The 17,694-nt window shown below is 43.6% G+C and carries 13 protein-coding genes; 7 read left to right on the top strand and 6 right to left on the bottom strand.

The window, feature by feature from the left end; all coding sequences use genetic code 11:
* Nucleotides 1–13: 13 nt before the first annotated feature.
* The gene (locus K3F53_RS10540) at nt 14–1,891 is read right to left on the bottom strand and encodes an ATP-binding cassette domain-containing protein (protein ID WP_057898591.1); all 1,878 of its coding nucleotides are present in this window, start codon (nt 1,889–1,891) and stop codon (nt 14–16) included.
* A gap of 182 nt (nt 1,892–2,073) precedes the next feature.
* Between K3F53_RS10540 and K3F53_RS10545 the strand changes: the two genes are divergently transcribed.
* Both K3F53_RS10545 and K3F53_RS10550 read left to right on the top strand, forming a co-directional pair.
* A complete protein-coding gene (locus tag K3F53_RS10545; RefSeq protein ID WP_220558940.1) occupies nt 2,074–3,303 on the top strand; it encodes an O-antigen ligase family protein in 1,230 nt (409 codons plus the stop codon).
* Between the two features lie 276 nt (nt 3,304–3,579).
* Nucleotides 3,580–4,260 carry an MOSC domain-containing protein gene (locus K3F53_RS10550; RefSeq protein ID WP_057898589.1) on the top strand — a complete coding sequence of 227 codons (681 nt, stop codon included), beginning with the start codon at nt 3,580–3,582 and terminating at the stop codon, nt 4,258–4,260.
* Between the two features lie 126 nt (nt 4,261–4,386).
* Here the strand turns inward: K3F53_RS10550 and K3F53_RS10555 are convergent, their stop codons facing one another.
* A complete protein-coding gene (locus K3F53_RS10555) occupies nt 4,387–5,247 on the bottom strand; it encodes an MBL fold metallo-hydrolase (protein ID WP_057898588.1) in 861 nt (286 codons plus the stop codon).
* Nucleotides 5,248–5,478: 231 nt separating this feature from the next.
* Between K3F53_RS10555 and K3F53_RS10560 the strand changes: the two genes are divergently transcribed.
* The 4 genes from K3F53_RS10560 to K3F53_RS10575 all read left to right on the top strand — a co-directional run bounded on the left by K3F53_RS10560 (nt 5,479) and on the right by K3F53_RS10575 (nt 9,587).
* Nucleotides 5,479–6,063: a TetR/AcrR family transcriptional regulator gene (locus tag K3F53_RS10560; protein ID WP_057898587.1), complete on the top strand. Its 585-nt coding sequence runs from the start codon at nt 5,479–5,481 to the stop codon at nt 6,061–6,063.
* 139 nt (nt 6,064–6,202) lie between these two features.
* The gene (locus tag K3F53_RS10565) at nt 6,203–6,847 is read left to right on the top strand and encodes an HlyD family secretion protein (protein WP_057898586.1); all 645 of its coding nucleotides are present in this window, start codon (nt 6,203–6,205) and stop codon (nt 6,845–6,847) included.
* 12 nt (nt 6,848–6,859) lie between these two features.
* Complete coding sequence (locus tag K3F53_RS10570; RefSeq protein WP_220558941.1) at nt 6,860–8,407, top strand: DHA2 family efflux MFS transporter permease subunit; 1,548 nt, start codon at nt 6,860–6,862, stop codon at nt 8,405–8,407.
* A 31-nt stretch (nt 8,408–8,438) separates the two neighbouring features.
* Complete coding sequence (locus K3F53_RS10575) at nt 8,439–9,587, top strand: HlyD family secretion protein (RefSeq protein ID WP_057898584.1); 1,149 nt, start codon at nt 8,439–8,441, stop codon at nt 9,585–9,587.
* 46 nt (nt 9,588–9,633) lie between these two features.
* Here the strand turns inward: K3F53_RS10575 and K3F53_RS10580 are convergent, their stop codons facing one another.
* Entirely contained in the window at nt 9,634–10,569 is a 936-nt protein-coding gene (locus tag K3F53_RS10580) for an AAA family ATPase (protein WP_057898583.1), read from the bottom strand.
* 264 nt (nt 10,570–10,833) lie between these two features.
* On the opposite strand from K3F53_RS10580, the gene K3F53_RS10585 reads away from it, so the two are divergent.
* Entirely contained in the window at nt 10,834–11,529 is a 696-nt protein-coding gene (locus K3F53_RS10585) for a CAP domain-containing protein (RefSeq protein WP_057898582.1), read from the top strand.
* A gap of 159 nt (nt 11,530–11,688) precedes the next feature.
* Here K3F53_RS10585 and K3F53_RS10590 read toward each other — a convergent pair whose 3' ends face one another.
* The 3 genes from K3F53_RS10590 to K3F53_RS10600 all read right to left on the bottom strand — a co-directional run bounded on the left by K3F53_RS10590 (nt 11,689) and on the right by K3F53_RS10600 (nt 16,765).
* Nucleotides 11,689–12,108 carry a hypothetical protein gene (locus tag K3F53_RS10590; protein WP_057898581.1) on the bottom strand — a complete coding sequence of 140 codons (420 nt, stop codon included), beginning with the start codon at nt 12,106–12,108 and terminating at the stop codon, nt 11,689–11,691.
* 63 nt (nt 12,109–12,171) lie between these two features.
* Nucleotides 12,172–13,605 (bottom strand): efflux RND transporter periplasmic adaptor subunit, encoded by a 1,434-nt coding sequence (locus K3F53_RS10595; RefSeq protein WP_091260599.1) that lies wholly within the window; start codon nt 13,603–13,605, stop codon nt 12,172–12,174.
* Nucleotides 13,598–16,765, bottom strand: a complete 3,168-nt coding sequence (locus K3F53_RS10600) for an efflux RND transporter permease subunit (protein WP_057898579.1) — start codon at nt 16,763–16,765, stop codon at nt 13,598–13,600. Before K3F53_RS10600 ends, K3F53_RS10595 begins: the two co-directional genes overlap by 8 nt.
* Nucleotides 16,766–17,694 lie beyond the last annotated feature (929 nt).

The following is a 17,694-nucleotide window of genomic DNA, read 5'->3' on the forward strand; positions in this document are numbered from 1 at the left end:
TTCCTCCGCGATACTAATAAGTGTATCTGTCCTTTTTTAATAGCGCTATCCAAGCCATGCCATATAAAACGAAAATAAACATGATAATAATCAGCCAATTCAATGTAAAATTTCCGGAAAGCGCCGGGAGTGGCTCAGGAAGCGAACTACGACTGTTGATATTAGTAATGGTTCCACCCACCAATTCATACCCCCATTTGCTAACAGCCAAATAGAATACGCCCTTTATATAGTCCGGTTTAATATGAACAAGCGGTACGAGGGCGCCAGATAAAATAATTTGGGGAACAAGCAAAATGGGAACAAAGCTAACCGCCTTATCCGAGGTAGACACACAGGCAGATACAACAAGTCCCATCATTACACCCGCCAGTGACAAAAGAAAAAAAGCCAAAAAGTTAAGCCAGAATTCCGGCAGGGCAAGTCCATATGTAACAATCGACACAAGCAAAAATGTTTGTACCGCACAAATAATAGAAAGAACGGTGATTTTAGAAAGCAGATACGGTATGACGAGCACACTAACGTATCGCTCCCGGCGATATATATCCTGCTCCTTGACAATTTCACGCGCGGCATTTGAAGTGCCTAACCAGATTGCGGTAAACACCATCAAGGCAACTGCATTCGACATGAAGCTGCGCCGATTTTTTTCCTCCTGTATTTTCCGCTGTATCTCATCAACCTTTCCCAAACGAACGATTTGTTGGGTAATTTTCAGTTCCTGCGTCCGGTATTCACTATAACGGAACGTAGGAGCGCTATGATAAAAAGCGATGACAAGCAGGCAGGGAATAAACACAGCCTGCAACAACAAAATCATAAGATGTCTGCGATCGCGTGTAAGCAGTCGGACATAGCGTTCCGTAAGTACTCTCCACTGTTGGATAAACGATGAGACCCTCTTGACCCTCCTGTCCTGCGCTTTAACATTTACGGCTCGCCTGTCCCTTTCGCTCTTTGCTGCAAATAACTGGTTGTTTTTATGAATATGTCCATCTTTTTCAAAAAAGACAGATTGTTTATAAGCGGCTGCCCACCCATTCGGGGGATTTTCTCGTTCCATCTTTTGATAAATGTCTACAAACGAATCAACGGAAAAATACGTAAGCGCTTCAGACGGTGAACCGACAAAAGCTAACCCGCCTTCCTGCGTGAGAAAAACGATTTTATCGTACAAATGTATGTTGTACGTAGTATGGGTAGCCATAATAATTGTAGTTCCTTTCATTTTAAGCTCACACAGGACTTCCATGATATTCTTTTCCAACCCCGGATCAAGCCCGGATGTAATTTCATCAAGAAGCAAGAGAGACGGGTTGGTCATAAGCTCAACGCCAATGCTAACCCTCTTCCGCTGACCACCGCTTAAATTCCTAACAAGCATGGCCCGGTGTTTTGTCATCTTTAAGTCAGCCAGTACTTCCTCTACCCGCTGTTCCATAACAAAGAGCGGTATATCTTTATGAAATCGCAAGCGCGCGGCATACAACAGCGACTCTTCTACCGTTAAATCCAAATGCACGATATCATGCTGTGGCACATATCCAATACAAGAGCGAAATGCTTCATACTCCTCATAAAAATTCCGGCCTTTTATCCATACCATTCCTTCCGTGGCCGGAACAATTCCGGATAGCGCGTGAAGAAGTGTGCTTTTTCCCGCTCCGCTTCCACCTAAAACAGCAACCAGCTCTCCTGGATATACGGTAAAAGTAATATCGTCAAGCAACTTCTTTCGTTTCTTTTGCCGCGCCTGTGCTGTGCAAAACGTTATATGTTCAGCCTTAAGTACGGGCATTGGACAAAAATTACTCTGCTCGGATATCATCCTTTGCCCGGACGCCGTGTCCCAAGAAACTCTCGCCGTCCAGCCATGAATGCCTTCCATACTTTACCTCCTCTCTAGTATTTATTTTTTGACGTTCATTTTTTCTTTTATACCCACAACCTCTCTACGTTTATACGTTTAGATCATAAAAAAAACGACAACAATGAAAGCAACGAAAATAAAGAACGGCATTGATTCATACAATAAAGCGACTTTATATACATACTTAAGGAGATATTGTAATGATGAACCAAACAAAGAACGAAACGCTGGAATGGGGAATGATTCTCCTTTTTTTGCTCCCTCCTTTGGGCATGGTATGGATGATCGGGATAGGACTTTATCATATATGCAACAAGCTTCTGCATAAGCAAACAATAGAAGCTCTGCATCCAACTTCCTTCTTTTTTTTAACTTTATTTTTTTCTTCGCTTGGAGCCTGTCTCCATCTTAGAGAAGGCCTATATTTTTTCATACCCGCAATGGTGCTAGGATATTTCGGGATATACTTATATGTAAAAGAAGGAGATACTGCGCGAAAGCTAAAAAACTTTAGCCGGATAACCGTACTCGGTGGACTCTACATCGCTACCATTGGACAACTTCAATTGCAAAAAGGATATGTATACGGAGGAAGCTGGTGGCTTGGCATGCTCACCGGCCTTATGCCGCTTGGCTTAGAAGAGAAACATCGCTTGTTCGGCAGCGCCTATAACCCTAACTTTGCTTCTTTTCTTCTTCTTTTGGCACTGGCATGCCTAATATCTGGCATATTGCAAACGATCAAAGCGCGGAAAAATTGGATAAAACCTGTCCTTTTATATATAATTCTTCTTTTTCCTATCACTCTTGCAATTAACCAAACAGGTTCTCGGGTAGGAGTAGCCATCACGATGTTGCTATTTTTTTTACTTGTCTGGAAACTTTGCTGGCAGGCTGGGGGATTGCTTATGGCTATCGCCAGCGCATACCTAGTATATACTGGATCATTTTCTGCTATCATTCCACGTTTTGAGAGTATCGTCCAGTCTTTTGAAACAAGACAAGTCATCTGGAAAAACAGCATCCAAGTGTGGAACAACTCCCCTTTGTTCGGAGTAACGCCTCTTGGATTTAAAGAAGCGTATGCTGTGTTTGAAAAAACAGGAATTGCGCATGCACATAATATAGTTCTTGGTTTTTTTTGTGAATACGGAATTATAGGGGGTACCTCCTTTCTGCTGCTTATCATTACATCCTTGCACAAAGTAGTCCAAGCATTCTTTTTATCGAGGCAGCATGATGCAAAAAGCGAATTGTTTTTCTTCGTTTTACCGGTGCTTCTATTAACCGGCGTGCTGGATCATCCGCTGATTTCACCGCAGACAGCGCTGCTCGCGATTATTCTACTGGGGAGCTGGGATCGGTATACGGATCATATCCTTGCACCTTCCGCCTCGTTTTCATCCACGAAAAATTTACAATCTGACTAAAATAGAAATGCGCGATAAAATCAAGCGCTGCGTCTAGACCATAGCCATACATCAACAAAAAAGACCCCACGACGATAATGAACCAGAACATCACAGAATTACAGCATAAAGAAAACGGTACCGCCTCCTTCGCCTCGCCGATTAGAACCGCAAGAATTGGCAATGGACAACAGATACATAATGTTTTATAGTTAAGTAAATAATGGAAAGCAGTGATTTCTATTATATATTCCAGTATTCCAGCGCTTGAATTCCATCGTAAGGAGATCGAGAAGTATGCCATTTGAAATTCTTTCGATCAATGTAGGAAAACCAAAAAATGTTTTCTGTGACGGGATGGAAATTACGACGGGAATTTACAAGAAACCGGTCACAACTGAGGTATTTTTGTCTACTCTGAATTTTACAGGGGACGGACAAGCTGATTTAGTACACCACGGCGGCGTTGATAAAGCGGTCTGTGTTTACCCTTATGAACACTATCCGTATTGGGAAACACAGTTGGGACAAATGCTTGAGTTTGCCGCATTCGGGGAAAATCTGACGGTTAAGGGAATGACAGAAGAAAAGGTACACATCGGTGATATTTTTCAATTGGGAGAAGCCGTCGTCCAAATCAGTCAGCCGCGACAACCCTGTTATAAGCTAGCGAAAAGATACAATATAGTAGACCTGCCGCTGAAAGTTCAACAAACCGGCTTTACTGGCTTCTATTTTCGTGTTCTTCAAAAAGGATGGGTAAATCCCGCGAGCACAATACAGCTTCTCGAACGCCATCCGGCCGGCATTACTGTCGCATTCGCCAACCAAATCATGCATCATGATAAAAAAAACAAAGAAGCCATTCGAAAACTTTTGGAAATTGATGAACTTTCTGCCAGCTGGAAAAAAACATTGCAAAAGCGCCTGAAAGGGGCCGACACCGATCCACGGAAACGCCTGACAGGAGAAAGCTGACGGCTCTACCTTATTGCATCGTTTTGGCGACTCTCAAACAAAAACGTTGAATTTGCTTCCCCCATAAAAGAAGCGGTTTGTGCAAACCGCTTCCCAAATGTTCCAAACGCACTGGCCCCTCAGACTTTATTTGTCCATTTCCCAGACTAATGTTTCCATTGCCTTACGCATATTTTCAAAGCGCAAATGCACCCGAGCGCCATGCCCTGGGAGTATCCATTCAAACCGCTCTGTAAGCAGACGTTTCATCGAGTCGCATTGTGCGCTCCACGAATACCAGCAATAATCTTTGTGCGCGTCCAGCTTGCCGGCTTCCCGATCCCACGCCAAATGATCGCCGGTAAATAAGAATTCGTTTCTGTATAAGAGTACCATATGTCCCCTCGTATGACCCGGAACAGGAATGATACGGAAGTCCTTTCCCCATTCAACTGATTCCATCCCATCAATGATATGTTCTGCATCCGGCTGGGCGCTTTGTTCCAAGCGATGAATAATCCGTTCCGCGGAAAAATGGTTCGCATATTTGTCTGCATCAGCCACATCGTCTCGGTGTGTCAAAAAAATATAACGAATTCCACCCATCTTCTCAAGCTTTCTTACAAGAAAAGGAAAATATCTAGGCGAATCAATGAGCCAGTTACCATCGGGATGAACCAAAAAATAGCTGCTACCGCCAAACGATTTACGGGACGTAAACCCGCAATAATAAATTCCGTTCGTCAAAGGCAACGGAAATAACTGTCTTGCCTCCCCTAGCCCACGTACATCCTTACTTCCGATGGCGCCCGTCGGGCAGGAAAGCAATGCGTAAAACGTTCGCTGTTTTTCCTCCTGATTCACGGGCTGGCGGGTTACAGCCGAGTAATCTCCTATTTCCGAGAACGTGTCAGGCGCCAACTGACGACATGTATCACAATTAATACAGGCGGTATTCACATAAAAATCGCCGTCCACATTCGCCTCCAGACGCCGAGGTGTATTCATTAGCACTCCCTCCTTTTTCTTAAAGTATACTAAACTTTCCAATTTTGAATGTTGATTTTATCAAAATTTCTTATTTTAGTTTTATTCCTTCATTTGAGCCTCTTACCGCAAAACGAGCGTTAAAACATCAAAAGAGTCACTCTAATACAATCCTATGTTTTCTTGACAATAAATACGAAACAGCATATAATTTTTGCAAGTAAACACTTGCATAGATAGGAAGAGATAGAAATGGATTCTAACCGTAATGATACCCGGGAAAAAATTTTACTAGCTACGATTAAACTAATGCGAAAAGAAGGAATCAAAGCGATGACGACCCGCAAAATAGCAAAAGAAGCGGGAGTCAATGAAGTAACGCTGTTTCGTCATTTCGGTAATAAAGAAGGGCTTGCGAAAGCAGCGGTTGAAAAATTCTCGTATGAATCAAGCATGTTAAAGATTTTTCAAAATGTTGAATGGGATCTGGAAAAAGACTTATATGAAATATGCAAAGCATATCAAGAACACTTAAATAAGAATCAGGATGTCATCATGATCGGGCTGAAAGAAGCAAATTCATGGCCTGGGCTTATCGAAGAAATAGCTAACATACCGCGTCAACTCAAAGTCTTGATCATTAATTACTTTAGTAAAATGCAGGAAAAAGGAAAAATAATCAATACAAATCCAGAGGCCCAAGCCATGAATTTTATGTGGGTAAACTTCGGATTTTTTCTCTCACGCGCCCAATTTGGTGAAAACGTAACCAACTTATCTCATGATGAATTTATAAAACATTGTGTTCAAATTTTTTCTAGGGGTCTGAAACCCTAGATTTTTTTAAAGGGGGTGAAAGTATGCACTTGCTTTATATAAAAATAAAAATAAATTAAAAGTAGACATTATTTATAATAAAATCACTCAATATTCTTATTTCTAAAAAGAAAGATTTTTATAAAAAAGGGTGGGGAATATGGATAAAAAGAAAGTAGCCCGCATTTTTATCGGCGGCATTATTGCAGCCGCACTAAGTGTAACAGGTTATTACATATATGAAGATTATTATTATGTAAAAACAGACGATGCGATCATAACCGGTGACATTTATAAAATTGCCCCAAAAATGACCGGAAAAATTACAAGCGTCCATGTGAAAGAAGGCAGTCATGTTAAGAAAAATGAAATCATAATGGAGCAAGAGCAAGCGAACAATATCCCGGTTGATGATGCTTTTATTCGTTCGCCCATTTCAGGCGTTATCATCCAAAAAACAGCCAAACAGGGAGAAATCGTTGGGGCCGGCGCCACGATCGCGATGGTTGTTTCAAAGAAAGATTTGTATGTAAAGGCGAACATAGAAGAGACGAAAGCAGCTGCCGTTAAAGTAGGCCAGCCGGTGGATATTACGATTGATATGTATCCGGGAACGACTTTCCACGGCAAGGTGCAGCAAATTGAAGAAGCGACCCAATCTACCTTCTCGCTTTTACCCCCTATGAATGCGGGCGGCAATTTCACGAAGGTCACACAACGTATTCCAGTGAAAATTGCCTTTACGGAAGGCCCTTATGATTTTAAGCCAGGATTAAATGCGGTTGTAAAAATTCATGTGAAATAGGATGTGCTTGCAATGCAAATTTCTTATTGGCCCGGGGTATTCGCACTTATTATTGGAATCTTTATGTCAATTCTCGATACGAGTATCGTTAATGTTGCTCTTCCTAAGATGATGAACGTATTCGGGGTGTCAACAAGTGAAATTCAATGGGTGCTAACCGCATATACAATGGCTATGGCTGCCGTCATTCCGCTGACCGGGTATTTATGCGATCGGTTCGGCATGAAACGGATGTATCTCATTTCATTTATTTTATTTACCGTGGGCTCATTATTTTGCGGCTTAGCCTGGAGCAATAACAGCATGATTGTCGCACGTATTATTCAGGCGCTCGGCGGTGGGTTGATTATGCCGGTCGGACAAGCTCTTATCTTCCATACCGTTCCAGAGGAAAAAATGGGGGCAGCCATGGGGATATTCGGCATCTCAGCGATGGTAGCACCGGCGATTGGGCCGACACTCAGCGGGTATATTGTCGAGTATCTTGACTGGCGCATTATTTTTACTATCAATGTTCCAATTGGATTAATTGGCATTTTAATGGCGTGGACCTTCTTACAAGAAACAGAAATAAAAAAAGATAAGGTGTTTGATTTTCCTGGTTTTATTTATTCAACCGTTATGTTAACCAGCTTATTGCTTGCCGTAGCAAAAGGGGAAGAAAAAGGATGGACTTCTTTTTATATCGTATCTTTAATCATGATTTCGATTATCTGCCTCTCACTGTTTATTTATCGTCAGCTAACGGCTAGGCACCCGCTAATAAACATACGGCTTTTTACAATCCCTGATTTTACATACGGTGTAATCGTGAACAGCTTGATCATGGTCGGAATGTTTGGCGTCGTTTTTTTGCTGCCGATTTACGCGGAATCATTGCTCGGCCTTACCGCGATGAAAACAGGGATGATGATGCTTCCGCAAGTACTGGTACAAATGGTGGTAACGTTTGTTACATCCGCCATTCTCATGCGAATAATCAACGGGAAATGGCTTATTCTTGCCGGCCTCCTAATCATTTCAGTGAACGGATATTATTTAATCAGGCTGGATGACAATACAGCGTATGAGCATATTCAATTTTTGCTTATGCTGCGGGGAATCGGACTCGGATTATGCATGATGGTTTCCATGCAAGTTCCGCTGCAAGGTCTGGATAAATCACAATCCGGCGATGCTTCCGCTCTCATGAATACAACGCGCCAGGTTGCTACCTCCATTGGCGTTGCGATATTAACATCCGTATTTCAAACACAAGGTGTCCGCCATGCGGTTCATTATGCCGAAACAATAACCGGTGACAATGCGACAAGCAGTTCTTTTCTTAATAGCTTGCAACAGATGTATATAGCACAAGGTATGGGAAATGAGGCAGCGTACGCTTCCGCAATAAACTCGCTTACAGGTTTGGTAAAAAAATATGCGACCATTCACGCACTGGATGATGCCATTCTTGTGACTACATTCTTCATAATATCGGCCATTCCTATGACTCTATTGCTTAAGGGAAAACAAGGTATGGCTAAAAATGAAAAAACGAATACCATTGCGGAAATGTAATTTCAAATCAAAATAATAGGTGGGAAAACGCATGAATAAGCGTACATTTTTAATCATTAGCATAATAATGAGTGTTGGACTTGCCGGATGCAGTAAAGCGAAGCCTGCGAACCTCGCTTTAACAGGCAGCCAAGCGAGTGCAAGCAATGCGACAAATCAAAGGGACGTCATGACATATTCCGGGAAAATGACAGGAGTTGTGGAAACAAATATTTTCGCCAAAACACCTGGCCGAATTGCAAGTGTGCAAAAAGATGTCGGGGAGCAGGTAAATGTGGGCGATGTACTCGTAACGCTTGAAACGACAGATTTGCAGGCACAATTAGCGAGTGCCAAGGCAGATTTGGCGCTTGCTGAAGCGAAATATAACGAAATAAAACGCGGAACCCGTGAAGAAGATATCCGCTCCTCAGAGGCTGCGTATCAACAAGCGTATCAAAAATATTTAGATGTAAAAAAAGGAAAACGTCCACAGGAAATAGCAAAACTAAACGCTACGCTCAATGAAGCAAAACAAGCGTATGATCTAGCAAAAGTGAAATATGATCGTATAAAGGCTCTATATGAGCAAGGTGCGACATCGAAGCAATCGTTAGATGATGCGGAGATAGCACTCCGACAAGCTGAGACGAAATATTTCAATGCCAAAAACGAACTGTCGCTAGCGCTCGAAGGGCCAACGGAAGAAACGCTGAACGCGCTTAAAGCCAACGTAGACCAGACGAAAGCTATGCTTGATAAAGCGAAAAATGGGCCTACGAAAGAAGCAATCGAACAAAACGCTGCAAGTGTTGCCAAAGCGCGAGCGCTCGTCCAACTTCATGAGTACAACTTACAGAATGGAGTCATCAAAAGTCCGATTAAAGGATTTGTAGCTACTAAAAACGCCAATGCCGGAGAAATGGCCAATCCTTCAGCACCACTTATGACGATTGTCAATCTGGATCGCGTGTATCTGGTAGTAAGCGTACCGGAAAAAGATTTAAAATACATGAAAATAGGGAATGAAGTGAACGTAAATGTGGAGGCAATCGGAAAGACGATGAAAGGTAAAGTGAGTATGATCAGTCCCAAAGCCGACCCCGGTACAGATAAATTTACAGTTAAAATCATACTGAATAATGCAAGCCATGAATTACGTGCCGGCATGACAGGGATTGTTATCATTTCAAAATCATAAGAAAAATAGGCTGGCGCCAAATGCAGGCGGCAGCCTTTCTTTTTGCTTATTCTTTTTCAAAATCTTCCGCTCTAAGTTCCATTAAAATATCCCGATTCACCTGATGTTCCGCATGTCCAGTGACGATTCGGATGGCCTGCTGGCGAATCGCCTTTTCAATCATGTTGCGTACGCAGCGGGCATTGCTAAAGTGTTCTTTCTCATTTTCCTGCTCGCGCATTAACTGTTTGCGGACAAGATAACGCGCCTCGGACGATAAATAATACGCCTGCTCTTTGCACATTGCATCCGCGATTTCCAGCAATTGTTGAATCGTATAGTCTGGAAAATCAAGCTTAATCGGAAAACGGGATGGCAGGCCGGGATTGGACGCGAGAAATGCGTCCATTTCTTCGTTATATCCTGCGAGAATGACAATTAACTGCTTGCGGTCATCTTCCAAACTTTTAATCAATGTATCAATGCATTCTTTTCCGAAGTCTTTTTCTCCGCCCCGTACCAGCGAATACGCCTCATCAATAAATAAAACGCCTCCCAGCGCTTTCTTAATAATATCGCGCGTCTTGGACGCGGTATGTCCGATATATTCTCCAACCAAATCAGCCCGTTCCACTTCCACCAGATGACCTTTTTCCAGAATGCCTATATCTTTGAACAGCTTTCCCAAAATCCGGGCCACTGTCGTTTTACCTGTTCCCGGGTTTCCACGAAATACCATATGAAACATATGCGGCGCATTATAAAGCCCCTGCTCTTCCCGCAGTTTACGTATCGTTAAAAATGCGTAAATTTCATAAACAAGCTTCTTCACATCATCCAATCCAACGAGGTTTTCCAGCTCTTTTAACGCCCCGGATTCCCGCTCCAGCGATTTCTCCATACGCGAACTAATAATTTGTTCGCGGCTTGGTGGCCTGGAAATATCGTTTTGAAACACTACTTTAATCTGGTTGCCTGTCGTAGTCTGACCCGTCGCCTTCATTCTCTCACCCCGAATCGCTTCAGCGCTCGTTCTTTTATGTGTTCGCCCGATTGTGTGGTACGCGGCAGCTTCGTTTGGGCGAGACGGTTTTCGTTTTTGCTGTTTATATTACTGTATGTGTCGGATTAACAAATTAGGATTTCGACAAAAGTTTTTTTCTATTTCCTCTAGATGAAAACATTACCAACAACTTTTATCGGAATTATATGTTACGATATAAAAGGCTGCGGCATTTCTAAACTTTTTATTAATAGGAGTGATGACATGAAAAAGATTATTGCAGCATCCGTATTATGTACATCTTTGCTTGGATTTAACCTGCCTGTTACAGAGGCGGCAAACATATGCCCTGCGCCAAAAATTGTAAAAATATTCCCGCAAAATTATAATGCGACCCAAACAGACTTACAGCAGTTGATTAACCAGTATTTCAAGCAATATCAGCAAACAAAGCCTGCCGCACCAGCACAACAAGTCCAAGAGCCGGCCAAACAACCAACACAAACGATAACGAAACCTGCACAAAATACGGCTCCCGCTCAAGCTCAAGCACCTGTGACCAATACTACAACCCAAGGATTGACAGCAGATGAAAAACAGATGCTTGACCTTGTTAATCAGGAACGCGCAAAACAGGGCATTACCCCGCTAAAAATTAACATGGAACTGCAAAAGCTGGCCCGCCTGAAAGCAAAAGATATGATCGAGAACAACTATTTCAGCCATCAATCCCCGACATATGGTTCCCCGTTTGACATGATGAACCGTTTCGGTGTGACATACCGCACCGCGGGTGAAAATATTGCAGGGAATTCTTCCGTACAGGGCGCGCATACGTCCCTGATGAATTCTCCGGGACACCGCAAAAATATTTTGAACCCGTCCTTTACGGAAGTCGGTATCGGTATTGTCGATGGTGGTCCGTACGGCAAGATGTTCGTGCAAATGTTTAAAGGATAAATATGAAGAAAAAAGGGGTGTCCCATCACTTTTGGGACACCCCTTTTTATTACCATTTACAATCAATCAACCTTTGAGACAGCCTTTATCCTGTCTATAATGTGATCTTTTGTGTTTATCTCTTCTTTAAAAAAGAGAAAGGAAGATGCATCCTTTCTCTTAAGAAGTTTGAGATTGCTTAATAGTAATTGTAAATGTGATTTTTGTATTTGGATACGGATTTCCGTTGTTCCGCACCAGTTCAACTTCAAATGTATGCGCTCCTGGAGTGAGGTTGCCGACTTTAAAGTTATTTGCATACACCCGGCTCAACTTGCCGTCGACCCGCACATGCACATGCCCCTCACCATAGCGCAGTTCAGTTGCTCCCTCCGGCACGTACATAAAATTACGTGTCAAAAACGTCAAATACACGGTATTGCCTTCAATAGAATGCGACACCGCAAGCGAAGGGGATTGCGCGAGAACTTCCCGGCTTTCTTCCGGCTGTTCAGGCAACGCTTTGGGCATTTGCCCCTGACAACCAGCAAACATAAAAGCCAGCGCAATCATCAAACCGCACATTATCGTTTTGTTCATCTCTTATCCTCCTATGAAGGGTTCTCTTTCACAGGATGGACAGGAGAACGAATTTCTAAACGATTATTTGACCGAGATTTTTACATCATCGCTAATCAATGTCTGTCCTTTCACAATCACTTTTTCACCCGCGTTTATGCCAGTAACAAGAGCGCGCTCGCTGTTCTGTTCAACAACGGTAATCGGTTTGCGCACAGGCTTGTCCCCCTGTGCAATATACACATACGGTTTGTTGTCTTCTCTTAAAATCGCATTCGTTGGAATCACGATACCTTTCTTCGCATTTGGCGAAGCTACATTCACCTGAATTACCATGCCGCCCTTAATTTTGCCATCCGGATTCGGTACTTCAACCGTCACTGGATAACCTTTAGATTGCTGGTTAAGCGGACTGATGGTCGTTACCTTTCCGTTCTTATTCAGCTTAAGCGACGGAATTTCGATATCAACCGTCTGGTTCACAGCGAAAAGACTAATCAGATTTTCCGGTACGTTGATTACCACTTTCATCGGATCCAGATTTGCCAATACGATAAACGGGTTTTGGGGGGATGCAAAATCGCCCACTTCTCCGTTAATCGCACCAATCGTACCTGAAATCGGAGCGGTTACCACTGCATTTGCTAGTTTATCACGGGCGATTTGCAAATTTACTTCCGCTTGCCTCAACTGCTGACGGGCCACTTCTATATTCTCTCCGCCCTTCGCGTTTTTTACTTGTTTCTGTGCAGTCTGCAAGGATGCAAGCGCGTTTTTGCGGGATTCTTCCGCGCTGCGCTTGCTCTCTTCCGCATTCTTTAACGCGACGCTTGCCTTCTTTTTAGCAATCTGCGCTTCCTGTAGGGCGATTTCTGCATTTTTCAACTGTGTTTGTGCCTTCTCTAATTCTTGTTTTGTCACAGCACCCTGACTAAACAGCATTTGCATGCGATCCGCATTCGTCTTCGCGTCATTATATCCTTGCTGGGCGCGAGCGATCTCAACATCCGCCTGCTGGAGACCATTTTGCGCGTTGACGATGCTGTTTTTGGCCTGTTCATACGCACTATTCGCCTGTGAGAGGCTACTATTGGCCTGATTCACTCCATTTTGTGCTGAATCAATCCCGTTTCTCGTCTGCGCTTCCATTTGAGCGAGTGATGCGCGGGAAAGTGCCACGCTCTGCTGCTCTTGCTCAACCGAATAACGTAGGTCTGTGTCATCAAGCCGGAACAAGATATCGCCCGCCTTTACCTTTTGCCCTACTTTTACCGGAATGGATACGACTTTCGCGCTTACTTTTGGCACAATATTGACCTGTTGCGACGGTTGGCTTGTGCCGGTCAATTCCCGGCCTTTATCCAATGAACCCATTACAGCAGACACCACTTCGACCGGAACTACCTTCGCCTGAACAGGGGCAGCGGCTTCTTGGCTCCCACCTGCCCCACAGCCCGCCACAAGGACGCTACTTACTACCAGGCTGGCCATGGTCATTCCTAACACTATCTTACGCATTGAACGCTTCTCCTCCTGTTCCTTTCTCTCTCCGCTGTCTTCTCTTTTCCCGGCGTTCCCTTCTACGACGCTTCCGCTTTTGAATCATATCATCAAACAAGGTATACACAACCGGAATCAGAACGAGTGTAACCAATGTGGAGAATGTAAGACCAAATGTGACAACAATCGCGAGTGGCGCATAGCCTTCAGCCCCTTCCCCACTACCAAACGCCAGCGGAAGAATCGCTAACACAGTCGCAAGGGTCGTCATGACAATCGGGCGCAAGCGAACCGGGCCAGCTACAAGGATCGCCTCATCCCGTTGCATTCCTTCTTTACGCAACGTATTGACATAGTCAATGAGAACGATCGCGTTGTTTACCACAATCCCGATCAGCAAGATATAGCCCATCAAGGCCATAACACCAAGATTCTCACCTGTTACAAGAAGACCAACTACTACTCCGATAAAAGTAGGCGGAATCGAAAACATAATCACAAACGGATAGAATAATGATTCAAACTGGCTGGCCATTACCATGTACACAAGGACAATGGACAGCAGAATCGCCAGGCTTAAGCTGCTAAACGCATCGGCCATATCTTCCGCCTGCCCTCCGGTTGTAACATGATATCCTTCCGGGAGCTTCAAGTCTTTTAGTTTCGTGTTGATATCCTTGATAACAGAACCTAAATCACGGCCTGCAATATCGCCAGTGACCTTCACTTGGCGCGTTTGATTGGAACGCGTAATCTTCTGCGGCACACTTTCCTTTGTAATCGTGGCAACTTGTCCGACGGAAACCCGCGCCCCGGAAGGTGTGGAAAGCATAAGGCTATCAATATGATTCATTTCATCCCTGAAATGAGACGGAAACTGAACACGCACATCAATTTCATCATCGCCGGTACGGTATTTCGTAGCTACCTCACCGTCAAAAGCCGTGCGAACGGCCGAGAGCACTTGCCCGGTTGTAATCCCGTACTGGGAAGCAATATTGCTATCCACTTTTATCTGAATTTCATCATTTACGCTGTCAAGGGAGGAAACAACATTTCGCGTCCCTTCTATCCCCTTCACCAACTCAACAACCGTGTCGCTTAAATCTCTTAATGTATCCAGATCATCCCCGCTCACCGCGATATCGATCGGACTTCCTGTTCCGCCGCCGCCACCCGGATCGGTCGCTTGTACAGTAATATCGGCGCCGGGAATGCCTTTCACACGATCGCGTATTTCTTCAATAACCTCATCGGTTGATCTTGTTCTTTGCTCTTTCGGCACAAGCTTAAGCTCAACCGAACCGGTATTGGATGAAGACGATGCAGAAGCCGGACCTCCTGAACCGACAGAAGTATAAATCAACTGCTTCTCCGGCACACTTGCAGCAATTTTTTCGATCTTCTTCAAAATATTTTCCGTCTCTTCCAAGCGGGAGCCAGGCGGCAATTTTACATTAACCGTCAAGCTTCCTTCATCAAAAGAAGGCAAAAATTCCTTTCCGACAAGCGGTGTCACAAAGATACCTATCGAAACAACAAGAGCGACAATCGTCCCAAAAATAACCGTTTTCCGATGCCCTAATGCCCAACGAATCAATCTTCCATAAGCCTGGCTCAGCCGATAAAATCCTTTCTGGAATAACACCATCGGCGATTTGCTTGATGAATGTATGTAATCTTCCGGCTCCTTTGGCATCTCGGTCAATAATTTCGACGACATCATCGGCACAAGCGTAATGGCTGCGAATAGCGCGGCGATGTGCGAGAATACCACCGTTAAGGCTAAGGGACCAAATAGCATCTTTGGCAGTCCCTCAACAAATACAATCGGAAGAAATACGCAAATTTGCGCCAGCGCAGACGCCATAACCGCCGTACCGACTTCTTTTGTACCAATAATGGCAGCCAAATCAGGCTTAAGCCCCTGTTGACGCTTGCGGTAAACACTCTCAATGACAACTACCGCAAAGTCCACCAACGAGCCGAGCCCAAGCAATAAACCACTAAGAGAAATAAGGTTGATCGTCTGCCCGGTAAAGTACATAAGTGAGAACGTTGCAATAACAGATATCGGAATAACAATGGCAATGACAAGCGTAGAACGAAAGCTGTTTAAAAATAGGAACAAGATAACAATGGCAAAGATACTGCCCTCTATTCCGTGGCCAGCTACTGTATTAATCGAGTCTTTAATAAAGACTGAAGTATCAAGAATGGTTTCAATTTTAACCCCTTTCGGCAGAAGCGGCCGAATCTTATCCAGTTCTTTCTGCACAAGATCCGCAGTCTTTACCGTATTCGCACCCGTTGCTTTCATTACCTGAAGCCCAATGCTTGGTTGCCCGTTCACCATACTTTTTTGGCTAACCTTCTTATAACCATCTGTGACGGTCGCAATGTCAGCAAGTTGAATGACTCCTCCGCCTGCACTCTGTGGAAGATAAATAGGCGTTTGCGCAATATCTTCAGGACTGTTAAATTCACCGGTGACTTTGAGATTAATATCTTTGTCACCTTCGATTACGTTACCAGCGGTTCCGGATAAATTACGGGCAGAAAGTGCCTGATTGATCTGATCAATGGTCAAACCATATGCATCCATCATATCCGGATTAAGTATAACCTGGATCTCACGTTCTTTTGCACCGCTTATTGTAAGCGAAGCAACACCCTCGACCCGCTCGATTCGTGACTTAATCACATCTTCGGCAATTTTATTTAGTTCAACAACATCCATAGGACCAGACATAGCCAACGTGATAATCGGCGCGCTGTTCGGGTCCATCTTCAGCACACGTGGGGAACCTGCATCTTTCGGTAACACACCACGCACAGAATCGATTTTTTCACGGACATCCAATGCTGCCTGATCCATATCCGTTCCCCAGTTAAACTGGATAATCACAAGCGAAGCACCGTTCGATGACTGTGATTCAACCTTTTTTACATTACTAACAGTTCCAACCGCCTCTTCTATTGGCTTAGTCACCAGTTTCTCGACTTCCGCCGGCGCTGCCCCTTCATCGCTTGTTACAACCGCAAGAACCGGTACCTTTAGTTCAGGATATAAATCAACTTTAAGCATTGGTAAGGAAATCACGCCAAATATCACAAGGGCGACGATAAGCATCGCAATAGTGACCGGTCTTTTTACGGAAAAGTCCGCAATCTTCACTCCTATCTCTCCTTTTGCATTTCTTAAGCTATATAAACATTGCGCTAACGTTTTAACACATAAAGTCTTCTTACACTTCTCAAGCGAGGCTTCTCGCCTAGAAATCAGCTTTTTGATTGAATGATGAACAGGCAAATGTCCCATTGCACGAGGTCATGCAATGCATGTCCATCAATATACATCCCTCTTGATATTTTGGCTTTCATCTTTCGTCTCCACAGTTTTTCCCTTGAACTACAAAAGGATGCCAATCTATCAAATCAGATGTATATACACACTCACAAAAACCGATCACCTATTCGCGAGCCCTCTCTTCTACAAGAAGCGCTGAAACAAAACATGCAACATACCTGATCTGTTCAAATGTTAAAACGATAAAGTAAATGTATATAGTGCTTAGAAGACGCATGTACTTAATAAAGATATACGGGCAAAAACAGTAGGTAGTTTCACCCCCATATTTTTTGTCAAAACCTATGAACACATGTTCATTTTAAACGATCATACTAAAAAATCAAGCGAAAATTTTGTAAATGACTATGACTTTCGCCCTCTTTTGAGAGATAAAAATCATTTTGCATGAAAATTCTCTTGTGGAATTGCAGGGGTAACTCTTTCCCGATTCTTTAGATTACGGAAAACGCACTATATAACAAACGTAAGTTCCTTTATAATTGATATATCCGATCGCTACAAGAAAACAGTTATCGCATAAAAACAAATTCTGTCGCTATGGGAATGATGTAACCATAACATGAGAGAGTCAATCCAAGCCTGATGGTGTAACTGCACGAAGAAGAGTGTTCAAGCATCTAATTTATGTATAACCTTGACCGAAAGGCAGTAACAGCACTACCTATGGCTTTCATGATGAAGATCAATGGGAAACAGAACAACGGTTTTAAAAGATAAAGTCCCTGTCTAAGTGA

It is taken from the genome of Aneurinibacillus thermoaerophilus (assembly GCF_019603355.1).
Classification (GTDB): Bacteria; Bacillota; Bacilli; order Aneurinibacillales; family Aneurinibacillaceae; genus Aneurinibacillus; species Aneurinibacillus thermoaerophilus.